The 12684-nt window shown below is 71.2% G+C and carries 12 protein-coding genes; 8 read left to right on the top strand and 4 right to left on the bottom strand.

Translation table 11 applies throughout. The annotated features are described in order from the left end of the window. Positions 1–470: 470 nt before the first annotated feature. From JGS22_RS16240 to JGS22_RS16265, 6 genes are all read left to right on the top strand, one after another. Entirely contained in the window at positions 471–995 is a 525-nt protein-coding gene (locus JGS22_RS16240) for a PadR family transcriptional regulator (RefSeq protein WP_211040825.1), read from the top strand. Then, complete coding sequence (locus JGS22_RS16245; protein WP_211040826.1) at positions 992–1702, top strand: ABC transporter ATP-binding protein; 711 nt, start codon at positions 992–994, stop codon at positions 1700–1702. Before JGS22_RS16240 ends, JGS22_RS16245 begins: the two co-directional genes overlap by 4 nt. Beyond that, complete coding sequence (locus tag JGS22_RS16250) at positions 1699–4080, top strand: ABC transporter permease (RefSeq protein ID WP_211040827.1); 2382 nt, start codon at positions 1699–1701, stop codon at positions 4078–4080. The genes JGS22_RS16245 and JGS22_RS16250 overlap by 4 nt, the downstream gene beginning before the upstream one ends. Positions 4081–4269: 189 nt before the next feature. Beyond that, positions 4270–5259, top strand: coding sequence for an SPFH domain-containing protein (locus JGS22_RS16255; RefSeq protein WP_211040828.1), 990 nt, complete (start codon positions 4270–4272; stop codon positions 5257–5259). Then, positions 5256–5516, top strand: a complete 261-nt coding sequence (locus JGS22_RS16260) for a type II toxin-antitoxin system antitoxin (RefSeq protein ID WP_211040829.1) — start codon at positions 5256–5258, stop codon at positions 5514–5516. Before JGS22_RS16255 ends, JGS22_RS16260 begins: the two co-directional genes overlap by 4 nt. Positions 5517–5726: 210 nt before the next feature. Then, entirely contained in the window at positions 5727–6092 is a 366-nt protein-coding gene (locus JGS22_RS16265; RefSeq protein WP_211040830.1) for a VOC family protein, read from the top strand. A gap of 79 nt (positions 6093–6171) precedes the next feature. Here JGS22_RS16265 and JGS22_RS16270 read toward each other — a convergent pair whose 3' ends face one another. After that, complete coding sequence (locus JGS22_RS16270; protein ID WP_236073172.1) at positions 6172–7380, bottom strand: hydrogen peroxide-inducible genes activator; 1209 nt, start codon at positions 7378–7380, stop codon at positions 6172–6174. 348 nt (positions 7381–7728) lie between these two features. Here JGS22_RS16270 and JGS22_RS16275 point away from each other — a divergent pair, with 348 nt between their 5' ends. Both JGS22_RS16275 and JGS22_RS16280 read left to right on the top strand, forming a co-directional pair. Further along, positions 7729–8283: a peroxiredoxin gene (locus JGS22_RS16275; RefSeq protein WP_211040831.1), complete on the top strand. Its 555-nt coding sequence runs from the start codon at positions 7729–7731 to the stop codon at positions 8281–8283. Positions 8284–8316: 33 nt separating this feature from the next. Further along, positions 8317–8850 (top strand): alkyl hydroperoxide reductase, encoded by a 534-nt coding sequence (locus JGS22_RS16280; RefSeq protein WP_211040832.1) that lies wholly within the window; start codon positions 8317–8319, stop codon positions 8848–8850. Positions 8851–9050: 200 nt separating this feature from the next. Here JGS22_RS16280 and JGS22_RS16285 read toward each other — a convergent pair whose 3' ends face one another. From JGS22_RS16285 to fomD, 3 genes are all read right to left on the bottom strand, one after another. Continuing rightward, a complete protein-coding gene (locus JGS22_RS16285; protein WP_211040833.1) occupies positions 9051–11138 on the bottom strand; it encodes an ATP-binding SpoIIE family protein phosphatase in 2088 nt (695 codons plus the stop codon). 13 nt (positions 11139–11151) lie between these two features. Beyond that, positions 11152–11829: a class I SAM-dependent DNA methyltransferase gene (locus JGS22_RS16290; RefSeq protein WP_211040834.1), complete on the bottom strand. Its 678-nt coding sequence runs from the start codon at positions 11827–11829 to the stop codon at positions 11152–11154. 165 nt (positions 11830–11994) lie between these two features. Then, entirely contained in the window at positions 11995–12684 is a 690-nt protein-coding gene (gene fomD / locus JGS22_RS16295) for a cytidylyl-2-hydroxypropylphosphonate hydrolase (protein WP_211040835.1), read from the bottom strand.

A 12684-nucleotide genomic window follows, 5' to 3' on the forward strand; every position in this document is an offset into this window, starting at 1 on the left:
GTCTCCCCGGCCTGTCAGTGTCTGACATCTGGCCTCACCGTAAAGGATCGCGGGCCGCCGGTAAGGACGCGGTCCCGCTGTCACGGGTTGAGACGGGGCGATTGGCTGGTGCGGCCACGCACTGGTGTGCGGGCCGTGGGCGGGGAGTTGGGGCGGGGCGGCTCGGCGCACGGGCCCGGAGTTGCCGCGCCCGTGTCGGAGGGCCGAGGACCGCCCCGTCCGTCCCGGGTGGGCGGCGTTCGAATCCTCGGTCATCGACCCGGTGTCGGGCCCTCGCCGGGGGATGCTCGGCCGCTTCCTCTCCTGTGAGCGGGGCGCCGTGCGTGGGGAAGCATTCGTCGGTCTACCTGCCCGCCGCGAGGCGCCATCTCTTCCGAATTCCAGAACAAACCGCTGCTCAGTGGCGGTGCACTCCATGTATACACCTCGGCTATACATCAGGTGTATACGCCTCGTGTATAGTCCTCGTCATGTCCATCAGTCACACGTTGCTCGGCCTCCTGGAATCAGGGCCCCGCCACGGATACGACCTCAAGAAGGCATTCGACGAGCGCTTCGGCCACGACCGGTCCCTGCACTACGGCCAGGTCTACTCGACAATGTCGCGGCTGCTGAAGAACGGCCTCGTGGAGGTCGACGGCGTCGAGGCGGGCGGCGGTCCCGAGCGCAAGCGCTACGCGATCACCGACGCCGGCATCACCGACGTCGGCCAGTGGCTCGCCACTCCCGAGAAGCCCGAGCCCTACCTCCAGAGCACCCTCTACACCAAGATCGTCCTGGCTCTGCTGACCGGGCGCGACGCCGCCGAGCTGCTCGACACCCAGCGAGCCGAGCATCTGCGCCTGATGCGCGAGCTCACCCGGCGCAAGACCGGTGGCGATCTGGCCGACCAACTCATCTGCGACCACGCCCTGTTCCACCTCGAAGCCGATCTGCGCTGGCTGGAGCTGGCCGCGGCACGACTCGACAAGCTCGCCAAAGAGGTAAGCGCATGACCGAAACGACCACCGGGGCCACGGGTGCGCTGCTGTCCGCCACCGCGCTCCGCAAGACGTACGGCGCCACCGCCGCCCTGGACGGCGCGGACTTCCAGATCCGGGCCGGCGAGATCGTCGCGGTGATGGGGCCCTCCGGCTCCGGCAAATCCACCCTGCTGCACTGCCTGGCCGGCATCGTCCCGCCGGACGAGGGCCAAGTGCACTACCAGGGCCGGGAGTTGTCGGGCCTCTCGGACGCCGAGCGCAGCGCACTGCGGCGCGGGGCGTTCGGTTTCGTCTTCCAGTTCGGTCAGTTGGTGCCCGAGCTGAGCTGTGTGGAGAACGTCGCGCTGCCGCTGCGCCTGACCGGTGTCGACCGGAAGACGGCCGAGGGCAGGGCAGCCGAGTGGCTGGAGCGGCTGGAGGTCGCGGACGTGGCGCGCAAGCGCCCCGGCCAGGTGTCCGGCGGTCAGGGACAGCGGGTCGCCATCGCCCGCGCGCTGGTCGCCACACCCCGTGTGATCTTCGCGGACGAACCGACCGGCGCACTCGACTCGTTGAACGGCGAGCGCGTCATGGAGCTGCTCACCGCCGCCGCCCGGGACACCGGTGCCGCGGTGGTGCTGGTGACCCACGAGACCCGGGTCGCCGCCTACTCCGACCGCGACGTCGTCGTACGGGACGGCAAGGCCAGGGACGTGGCCGGCATGGCGGGCGTCGCGTGAGCGCGGGCACCCGTGTGCCGCTCGGCCAGTGGGCGCGCGAACTGCTGCTCGGTGCTCGATTCGCGGTCAGCGGCGGGCGCGCGGGCTGGACCCGCACGCTGCTGACCTCGTTCGGGGTGGGCCTGGGCGTCGCGGTGCTGCTGCTCGCCGCCTCGGTGCCGACCGCGCTGACTGCCGGCGACATCCGCAAGGACAACCGGGACTGGGCCTCCTCGGAGGAAGTGGAGAAGGCGGAGCACACTGTCCTCCTCTCCTGGGTCTACACCGAATTCCGGGACGAGACCGTCTCGGGCAGGGAGCTCCAGGCCGAGGGCGATCCGGACAAGGCGGTGCTCCCGCCCGGTGTGGACAAGCTGCCCGCGCCCGGCGAGGCGCTGGTCTCGCCCGCACTGCGGGACCTGCTGGACACCGAGGACGGCCGGAAGTACCTCCAGCCGCGCTTCGACGGACTGACGATCACCGGAACCGTCGGTGACCAGGGCCTGTCGGGACCCTCCGAGCTGCTCTTCTACTCCGGCAGCGACGAGTTGGAGGCCGACTCCGGTCACGTCTGGCGGGTGTCCGGCTTCGGCCACAGCGAGCCCAGCAATCCGCTCAGCGTCGCTCTGGTGGCGCTGGTCGTGGTGATGCTGGTGGTGCTGCTGCTGCCGATCGCCGCATTCATCGCCACAGCAGTGCGCTTCGGCGGCGAGCGCCGCGACCAGCGGCTGGCCGCGCTGCGGCTGGTGGGCGCTGACAACGCCATGACGCGCCGGGTCGCCGCCGGGGAGTCGCTGGTGGGTGCCGTCTTCGGTCTGGCGCTGGGCAGTTGGCTCTTTCTGCTGGGGCGCTCGCAGGCCCGGTCGATCGACCTCTACGGCATCGGCCTCTTCCCCTCCGACATCGCTCCCGGCTTCCTGTTCACACTGCTGATCGTGGTGCTCGTACCGGCCTGCGCGGTCGGGGTGACCCAGCTTGCGCTGCGCAAGGTCGTGATCAGTCCGCTCGGAGTGGCGCGCGAGGGCGTCGACCGGGGCAGGCGGCTGTGGTGGCGGCTGGCGACCCTGCTGCTCGGAGTGGTCCTGCTGTTCGTCCTCGGGCCGCGCTTCAGCGGTGGCGGCGCGGACATCTGGCTGCTCGCCGGCTCGGTGATGCTCACTCTCGTCGGGGTGACCTCGCTGCTGCCGTGGGTGGTGGAGCGGGTCGTGGACCGGCTGCAGGGAGGTTCGCTCTCCTGGCAACTGGCCACCCGCCGACTCCAGTTGAACAGCGGTCTCGCCGCCCGCGCGGTCAGCGGCGTCACTCTCGCGGTGGCCGGCGCGGTGGCGCTCCAGATGCTCTACAGCTCCGTGCAGCGCGAGGACGAGCGGGATACGGGCATGGACACCGGGCAGGCCGATGTGACGGTGTACTCCGGCGTCGAAGGCGGCTCGGACGGGGAGCGGCTGGCCGGGCAGATCCGCGAGCTCGACGGCGTACGCTCCGCGCACGGCTACCTCACCGGTGAAGCGGTGCACGAGAAGACCAGGGTGAACGAGTACGACGTGCGCGAGTCGGTGACCTTCACTGTCGCGGACTGCCCGACCCTGCGCTATCTGCTGAAGATCGACTCCTGCGCGGACGGCAGTACCTACTTCGCCCTCGACCCGAACCTGCCGAAGGACGAGAGGCCGAAGGTCCCGGCAGCCGGTGACCGGTACGACCTGCGGGCCGACCCGGAGAAGGCCCGGCCGGAGAACCCGGACTGGTGGACGGTCCGCGGGAAGGTCGAGCAGGCCCGGGTCGGACAGGACGCCTCCGGCTCCCAGGCTCCGTACGGCCTCTACACCACGCCCGACGCACTGGCGCCCGAACGCCTCGGTGGTGAGGCTGCGGCGCACGTCCAGGTGCGAATGGTCGCCGACGGCGCCGGCCGGGCTGACGGAGTGGAGCGCATCCGCAACCTCGCCCCCATCACCGATCCGAGCTTCTCGGTGCAGGAGCTGCGGTCCAAGGCCCAGTCGGACGAGTTCACCGTGCTCAGCAACGCGCTGATGGCGGGTTCGGTGCTGGTGATGCTGCTGATCGGCGGGTCGATGGTCGTCTCCACCCTGGAGCAACTGAGGGAGCGCAGAAGGCAGTTGTCCGTGCTGGTCGCCTTCGGCACCAAACGGTCGACCCTCGGCGCCTCGGTGCTGTGGCAGACGGCGATCCCCGTCGGCCTCGGACTGACGCTGGCGACGGCCGGCGGGTTGGGCCTCGGTCTGCTGCTGCTGCGGATGATCGGCGGCGGGGTGGCCGACTGGTGGGCGTTCCTGCCGATGGTCGGCATGGGCCTGGCCATGATCGCCCTGGTCACGCTCGCGAGCCTGCCCGCGCTGTGGCGCATGATGCGACCCGACGGGCTCCGCACGGAGTGAGTCAAATTTGCGGGCGGCCCGTCAACTGCCTTGTTCAGTGATGGAATTGACCTGCCCTCGGCTCTTCGCCCGGTGTCCGTCGCCACGACGGGTGCCGGGCGAAGCGCGTCCCGCGCGGAGCCCGGGTGGCGCGGAATCACTCCTTCGGGTTAAAGTGATATCACTTTGAAAGCACTGAACGGGGGCTCCATGACCAAGCACGAAGACAACATCCGGGACGCGGGCGAGAGCGGCAGGCCGGTCCGTACGAGCGAGACTTCGGCGCCCGAGAGGCTCGAGATGCCCACGGCGCCCGTCGAGGAGCACGTCGCGCACAGCGTCTCGGGCGTGCTGGGGCTGCTGATCTCCATCTTCGGCCCGCTGATCGGTGCCGCCGTGGTGGTCGCGGGCGGAGTGCTCACCGCGAACGTCACACCCGCGATCGGCGTACCGCTGATCGTCCTCGGCGCGCTGCTGTTCGTCGGCTCTCTCGTCGCGTGGAACGGCGTGAAAATGGTCGCCCCGGGCGAGGCCCGCGTCATCCAGCTCTTCGGCCGCTACGTCGGCACCGTCCGCGAGGACGGGCTGCGCTGGGTCAACCCGCTGACCAGCGCCGCCCGGATCTCCACCAGGGTCCGCAACCACGAGACCGCCAAGCTCAAGGTCAACGACGCCAGGGGCAACCCGATCGAGATCGCCGCCGTCGTGGTCTGGCAGGTCGAGGACACCGCACAGGCCGTCTTCGCGGTGGACGACTACGAGGAGTTCGTCACCACCCAGACCGAGACCGCACTGCGCCACATCACCACCCACTACCCGTACGAGGCCGACGGCGGCGAGCTCTCGCTGCGGGACAACGCCGAGAGCATCACCGACCAGCTCTCCGTCGAGGTCGAGGCCAGGGTGAAGACCGCCGGCGTGAAGGTGGTCGAGTCCCGGTTCACCCACCTCGCCTACGCGCCCGAGATCGCCGCCGCGATGCTCCAGCGCCAGCAGGCGGGTGCGATCATCGCGGCCCGCGAGCTGATCGTCGAGGGCGCCTGCGGCATGGTGGAGCAGGCCATCGCCCGTATCACCGCGCAGGACTTCGTCCAACTGGACGAGGAGCGCAAGGCGGCGATGGTCTCCAACCTGCTGGTCGTCCTCTGCGGCGACCGTGCGCCCCAGCCGGTCGTCAACTCGGGTTCGCTGTACCAGTGACCGAGCGGCCCAGCCGCCCGGCCCGCAAACAGGTGCTGCTGCGGCTCGATCCCGCCGTCCACGACGCGCTCGCGCGGTGGGCGGCGGACGAGCTGCGCAGTACCAACGCGCAGATCGACTTCCTGCTGCGCAAGGCCCTCGCCGAAGCCGGTCGACGGCCGAAGGACGCCCGGCCCCACCCCCGGCGCGGCAGGCCGCCGCGGGAGCCCGCGCCCGAGGAGGCCGGTGGCCCGGAGGCCAACAGCGACCCGGAGTAGCGGGCCGCGGCGGACGCCGCTGGGGAGAGTGAGGCGTCATGTGGCGGTAGTGGCGGCAATCGTGGAGATTTGCCCTTCGGGTGACCATCGCGGAAAACCTTGGTGGGCATCGAGATCACCCTGGGCGACGACGTGAGGGAGCCCCTAGGCTTCAGAGGGGCCGCTCGCGCGAGCCCTGCTGCGGGCAGTCCGCGGACGAAGGGAAGACCCATGAACGGTGCACCGTCATTCTTCGAGCTCGGAGTGGAGGACGCGGACAAGGCGCGTTCCTTCTACGGCGACCTGTTCGGCTGGAATCTGCCGCCCGGCCCTTCGGAGGGCGGGTACCGGATCAACACCCCCACCATCCCCGGCGGCGTGCACGGAGGCGACTCCGGGGCGAGCCCGTACATCTTCTTCCAGGTCGACGACATGGACTGGGCGCTGCTGCGGGTGCAGCAGCTCGGCGGCACCGTCCAGGAGGTCGACCTCGGCGGGGACGAGGAGTCCGTCGCCAAGCACGGCAGGTTCAAGCTGTGCGTGGACAACCAGGGCTCGCCGTTCGGCCTCCACCAGCCGCCGGCCGCTGCGAGCTGAGCGGCGGGCAGCTGCGACACCGCCGAGGGGCCGCCTTCCGCATGTCGGAAGGCGGCCCCTCGGCCGTCCCGCTCACGGATCAGTCCGCTGCGGTACGGCAGGCGGCGGGGGTGGTCGGAGCCGGATCGTCCGGCAGCACGGGGCGTACCGGCAGGTGGGCGAGGGCCTTGCGCAGCGCGTCCGCGAAACCCTCGAACTCCTGCTGTCTGGCGGTGCCGGTGCGCATCGCCAGCGCGACCCTGCGCGTGGGTGCCGGGTCGGAGAAACTGCCGGTGGTGAGGCGGTCGTTGCGTGCCGTCTCCACACCGAGAGCCGTACGGGGGAGCAGGGTTACGCCCATTCCGCCGGCGACCAGCTGGACCAGGGTGGACAGCCCGGCGGCGGTGGTGGTCACCGGAGGGCCGTCGGTGCGCCCGGCCTCCCGGCAGACGTCCAGGGCGTGGTCGCGCAGGCAGTGGCCCTCGTCGAGCAGTAGCAGCGGCAGTTGCCGCAGGCGCTCGCGCGCTATGTCCGCACGGCCGGCCAACTCGTGGTCGCGCGGCAGGACCAGGACGAAATCCTCGTCGAACAGCGGTACGCAGTGCACCGCTCCGGCTCCGCGCGCGGTGTCCAGCGGCACCGCGAGCAGCAGCAGGTCGAGGCGGCCGGTGGAGAGCCCGTCCAGCAGGGAGGCGGTCTGCTCCTCGTGTACCTGGAGCTCCAGCTCGGGGTAGCGGTCGTGCACCAGCCGCAGCACCGTGGGGAGCAGATACGGCGCGCAGGTCGGGATCACGCCGAGCCGCAGCGTCCCGGTGAACGGAGCCCGGACCGCCTCCGCCTCCTCGACCAGCTCGGCGACCGCGTCCAGCACCGTACGGGCGCGCACGGCCAGCCGCTCACCGGCCGGAGAGAGCAGCACCCTGCGGGTGGTGCGCTCCAGCAGCTGCACTCCCAGGCTCTCCTCCAGCGCCGACACCGCACCGGACAGCGCGGGTTGGCTCATTCCGATGTCCGCGGCGGCTGCCCGGAAGTGCAGGTGTTCGGCGACCGCAGCGAAGGCGCGCAGCTGGGCCAGGCTCGGCTGGCGCGGACCGGTCGCGGCGGGCCTGCGGCCGGCGCGGCTGTGCGGGACGCGAGCGGCCCCGGGCGCGTCCTGGCCCGGTCCGCGGTGTCCGGGCTTCTGCTGCGGACCGGGTGCGGGGCGGCGGTCCGGGGTGCCCGCGCGGTGGTCCGGGGTGCCCGCGCGGTGGTCGGCCCGGCGGGGCCTGCGGCCCTCGGGTCCGGGGCCCGGGTGGGAGGTGGGGGACATGCTCGGTTCCGATCGGTTGTGCAGTTCCCGTGCGAGAAGCGGCGCGGGACGGTGTCGTGCAAAGGAATGCAAAGGGTCGAACTCGCGTCTACCGGACGGCCGTGAGGCCCACGTTCCGGCGCGCGGAGATGTCGTTGAGACATCGCGGAGACGTACCGGAAGATCGTGCAGGAGGGTTGTGCCGAGCGCGGCTCCGGTGATAGGTGGCCTCGATCAACGGGTGACAGTCTAGCTATTTCTTTGATCAATGGCCGCTGTGGGAGGCTGGCGCTCCGTCCAACCCTCAGGGGTGCCCTGACCTGCGTCTGTGCGGCGCTTCGGGTGCTCCTTCGTGATCAAGGAGAGCACGTGCTCACTGTTGGTGACCAGTTCCCCACCTTCGACCTGACCGCTTGCGTCTCGCTGGAGCAGGGCGAGGAGTTCCAGCAGATCGACCACAAGACCTACGAGGGCAAGTGGAAGGTCGTCTTCTTCTGGCCCAAGGACTTCACCTTCGTCTGCCCGACCGAGATCGCCGCCTTCGGCAAGCTCGACGAGGACTTCGCCGACCGCGACGCCCAGATCCTCGGCGTCTCCGGCGACTCGGAGTTCGTCCACCACGCCTGGCGCAAGGACCACGACGACCTGCGCGACCTGCCCTTCCCGATGCTCGCCGACTCCAAGCACGAGCTCATGAGCGACTGCGGCGTCAAGGGCGAGGACGGCTTCGCCCAGCGTGCTGTCTTCATCGTCGACCCGAACAACGAGATCCAGTTCAGCATGGTGACCGCCGGTTCCGTCGGCCGTAACCCCAAGGAGGTCCTGCGGGTGCTGGACGCCCTGCAGACCGACGAGCTGTGCCCCTGCAACTGGAGCAAGGGCGAAGACACCCTGGACCCGGTCAAGCTGCTCGCCGGCGAGTGAACTGACCGACCAAGCGGAAAGCGGAGATCCACCATGGCACTCGACGAACTGAAGTCGGCTCTGCCCGACTACGCCAAGGACCTGAAGCTCAACCTCGGTTCGGTGATCGGCAACTCGGACCTCCCGGCCCAGCAGCTGTGGGGCACGGTGCTCGCCTGCGCGATCGCCTCGCGGTCGCCGAAGGTGCTGGCCGAGCTGGAGCCCGAGGCGAAGGCGCAGCTCTCGCCCGAGGCGTACACCGCGGCCAAGTCCGCCGCGGCGATCATGGCGATGAACAACGTCTACTACCGGACCCGGCACCTGCTGTCGGACCCGGAGTACGGCAATCTCCGCGCCGGCCTGCGGATGAACGTCATCGGCAACCCGGGTGTGGAGAAGGTCGACTTCGAGCTGTGGTCGCTCGCAGTCTCCGCCATCAACGGCTGCGGGATGTGCCTCGACTCGCACGAGCAGGTGCTCCGCAAGGCCGGCGTGGACCGCGAGACGATCCAGGAGGCGTTCAAGATCGCCTCGGTGCTCCAGGCCGTGGGCGCGACCCTCGACGCGGAGGCCGTACTGGCCGGCTGATCCCCGCCGCTTCCGCCGCCGCACCCCGGTACCGGCCACTGGCCGTACCGGGGTGCGGTGCGTCGGGTGCCGGCGCGGTGCGTCGGAGGTGGCCGGGCCCGGCCCGCACCGGAATGTACCGGGGGGCGGCTCCGGGCAGCCTCTGCAGCCCGGAGCCGCCCCCGTACGGCGGGACACCTGCCCCCGCGCAGCAACCTCTGTCAGGGCAGCGGGAGTTCGAACCAGACGACCTTGCCTGTCGAGAGCCGGGTCGCGCCCCAGCGGCGGGCGAGACGGTTGACCAGGAACAGGCCGCGACCGCCTTCGTCGGTCGCGCGTGCCTGCCGCAGTCTCGGCAGCTGTGGCACGTCGTCGCCGACCTCGCAGCGCAGCCGGTCGGTGCGCAACAGCCGCAGCGTGATGGGGCGTTCGGCGTACCGCACCGCGTTGGTGACCACCTCGCTGACCAGCAGCTCGACGGTGTCCGACAGATCCTCCAGCCCCCAGCGCGCCAGCGCACGGCGGGCCAGCCTGCGCGCCTGCGAGGCGGTCTGCGCCCGCGGGTCGAGGAACCAGTAGGCGACGTCGCTCGGCGCGATGCCGTCGAAGCGGGCGGCGAGCAGCGCTATGTCGTCGTCCCGGTCGCCCGGCCCGAGGATGTCCAGCACCTCGTCGCAGAGCGGCTCCAGCGGCGCCGGAGTGTCCTGACGGGTCAACTGGGCGGTCTCGACCAGCTTCTCGCGCAGCTGCTCGATCCCGGTCCACACATCGCGGTGTCGCGATTCGACCAGCCCGTCGGTGTACAGCACCAGCGTCGCGCCGGCGGGCGCGTCCAGCTCGACGGCCTGGAAGTCCACGCCGCCCACGCCGATCGGTGCGCCGGCCGGAATGCGCAGCACCTCCGCGCGTCCGCCGCGGTGCAGCATCACCGGCGGCGGATGGCCCGCGTTGGCCACCACCATCCGGTGCGCGACCGGGTCGTACACCGCGTAGAGGCAGGTCGCCATCCGGTCCCGGCCGAGCCGTTGGGCCTGCTCGTCGAGGTGGTGCAGCACCTCCTGGGGCGGCAGGTCGAGCTGGGCCAGCGTCTGCGCGGTGGTGCGCAGCTGACCCATGATCGCGGCCGAGGTCATGGAGTGGCCCATCACGTCGCCCACCACCAGCGCGACCCGGCTGCCGGGCAGCGGGATGGCGTCGTACCAGTCGCCGCCGACCCGGGCCGACTCGGCTGCCGGGAGATATCGGCTGGCCAGCTGGACGCCGGTGGGCTGCGGGAGGGTGTCCGGGAGCATGGTGCGCTGGAGCTCGTCGGCGATGTACGCCTCGCGCCCGTAGAAGGCCGCCTTGTCGACGCCGAGCGCGGTGTGCGTCGCCAACTGCGCGGCGACCAACAGATCGTCGGCGGCGAAGGACTCGCGCTCGGGCCTGCGCAGGAACACCGCCGCGCCGATCACCCGGCGTCGGCCGCGCAGCGGGGCGAGGATCGAGCGCTGGCCGTCCGGCACGTCGCGGTCGCCGCCGAGCAGCTCCTGCAACGCGCCGCCCGAGGCCGGCGAGTCGCCGAACAACGGACGTACGCCGCGCAGCACTTCGGCGAGCGCCCCGCCGTTGGGAACCTCGGTCAGCTCCGACGCGCCACCGGAGGGGCGGTCCACGAACGGGGCGAGCCGGGGCCCGTCGCCGGTGCCGGCGCCGCCCTCACCGAGGTGGTCGGGCAGCCGGTCCGACCGGCGCAGCCGCAGCCGCAGCGGACCGGTCGGGCGCTCGTCGCCGACGGGCAGGGGATCGCGCAGATAGACCAGGATCGCGTCCGCGAAGGCGGGCACCGTCGCCCGGCACAGCCCCAGCACGGTCTCGTCGAGATCGACACCACGAGCGATCCGCCGGGTGGCGGCGCCCACGAAACGCAGCCGCTCACCCCCGGACTCCACTCCCACACCCGTGCCGCCCACTCCCGTACCTCCGCTGCTGTTGCCGCTGCCGCCACCACTGTCCCCGATGCCTCCGGCGACCGCGGGTCGTGAGACCCCTGCGCCGCTGTCCGGGGTGCGCCCGTGCTCCGCGGGCGCACCGGGCTCCGTCCGTGCGGAGTTCTCCGCGCCGGGCCCGGCCGACTGCCGGGCCGCTCCGGGACCTGCGCCGGGCTCCGCGCCGGGACGCGCGCCGGGGTGCGCGCTTCCCGGATGACCGTCCGTCGTTCCCGCGCGGGCGTGCGGTATCGCGCCGCCGCCCGGCTGGGCCGCCGAGCGGGTCGCGGCGTCGGGTTGCTGAGGGGTGGTCGGGTACTCCGTCACGTGCAGGGCATCCATCCGCGTGGAGTCGTCATGGTCGTCGGCAGTTGAGGAAGAGTTGGATCTCCGGGGCAACCTCCGAGGTGGCGGGCGCGAAGGAATAGGCATCCTCGGTCTCGACCTCGAGGCCCGCCTCCTCCACCAGTGCGCGCAGCTCCTCCCGCAGATAGCCCGATACCCGGATCGAATTGCCGAGGAACGGGATCGTACAGTCGTCCACGTCGGCCTCCACCATGGACAGTGCGAGCAGCCCGCCGGGGCGCATCAGCCCGTGCACCATCCGCAGCGCGACCGGGATCTCGTCCTTCGGCAGCATCAGCAGGGAGAAGAACGCCGCGATGCCGTCGAAGGTGCCGAGGCCCGCCGACTCCAGGTCGGCCAGATCCATCACCCGGAACTCCGCCTGCGGCACCTCGGCCGAGGCGATCCGCACCATCTCGTCCGAGAGGTCGACACCGAGCACCGAGTGCCCGGCCTCGGCCAGCTGACGCGCGGTCGGAAGACCGGTGCCGCAGCCGATGTCCAGCACCCGGGAGCCCTCGGGCAGCGAGCCGGCCAGCCAGCCACCGCTGACCAACTGGCCCTCCTTGTGGGGGAAGGCCTCGTCGTAGCGGTCGCCGATCGCGTCGAACGCCTCGGCCTGGCCTCCCCTGTCGATACGGGACCGGTCGTACGACTCGTACGCGCCCGGTGCGTCCGTGCTGCTCACGTCGTGGCTCCTTCTGCGACTGGCCAGCCGCCTCGGCGGCTGTGCCGGCAGTCGCCTCGCGGTTGACGATGATGGGTCAAGTCCTGTGCAGTGCGGTGGAGTTGCTTCCGCGTACCTCTGCGCGAGCCACGCGGGCTGATCCTACGGTCACCGGCCCGGGGTCGATCAAGGGGTGCACGCCCGATGATGGCGGTCCCAGTCCTCCGGCAGGTCGGGTACCGGCCACTGCGGGTCCGGCCGCCAGTCCTCCCAGTGTCCGTCGAACGGCGGCCCCCACTGCTGTACCACCGCGAGCGCCTCCTGCCCCGCCTCTCTCACCCGTTCGGCCTGTCCGGCGCTGAGCAGCCCGGCCCGCTGGGCCTCGTGGAACTCGTCCTCGTCGCGCCAGAGCCAGCTGCGGTCGGGGTAGACCTCGAGGTCGAGGAAGTGGTCCTCGGAGTCGACGCCGCCCGACCAGCGGGCCAGCGGCTCCTCCAGATTCACGTACCAGTTCCTGAACTTCCAGCCGCGGTCCCAGAACAGCCACACCGACCAGGGTGTGCCGGGCTGTGCCAGCATCACCACCCCGGTGCCGTACCACCGCGAGCGCACCGTCGTACGGGGCTTGGTGTAGCGCGTGGCCAGCGGTTCGAGGTGCACCGGAGTGCCGTCCGCCAGCTGCGGCTTGACGCAGGGGGTGCCCGACGCCATCCAGGTCGCCAGCAGCTGCGGGGTGTCCTGGATGACCGTCACGGGCCGGCAGATGTGGGGGTGGGAGCGGCCGTTCGCCCGGTAGCGCCAGAGGATGGGCGTACCGGGTGCCCAACGGCCCCGTACCGGCCGGTTCTCCCGGGGGTGCTGGATGTCCGCTGTCAT

The organism is Streptomyces tardus, from assembly GCF_018101125.2.
GTDB classification, from domain to species: Bacteria; Actinomycetota; Actinomycetes; order Streptomycetales; family Streptomycetaceae; genus Streptomyces; species Streptomyces tardus.

Bases quoted from the DNA above. Each gene is read 5' to 3' on its own strand.
- JGS22_RS16255 (WP_211040828.1), top strand. From the start codon at position 4,270: ATGACCAAGCACGAAGACAACATCCGGGACGCGGGCGAGAGCGGCAGG.
- JGS22_RS16280 (WP_211040832.1), top strand. From the start codon at position 8,317: ATGGCACTCGACGAACTGAAGTCGGCTCTGCCCGACTACGCCAAGGAC.
- JGS22_RS16240 (WP_211040825.1), top strand. From the start codon at position 471: ATGTCCATCAGTCACACGTTGCTCGGCCTCCTGGAATCAGGGCCCCGC.
- JGS22_RS16265 (WP_211040830.1), top strand. From the start codon at position 5,727: ATGAACGGTGCACCGTCATTCTTCGAGCTCGGAGTGGAGGACGCGGAC.
- JGS22_RS16285 (WP_211040833.1), bottom strand. From the start codon at position 11,138: ATGGATGCCCTGCACGTGACGGAGTACCCGACCACCCCTCAGCAACCC.
- JGS22_RS16245 (WP_211040826.1), top strand. From the start codon at position 992: ATGACCGAAACGACCACCGGGGCCACGGGTGCGCTGCTGTCCGCCACC.
- fomD (WP_211040835.1), bottom strand. From the start codon at position 12,684: ATGACAGCGGACATCCAGCACCCCCGGGAGAACCGGCCGGTACGGGGC.
- JGS22_RS16270 (WP_236073172.1), bottom strand. From the start codon at position 7,380: ATGTCCCCCACCTCCCACCCGGGCCCCGGACCCGAGGGCCGCAGGCCC.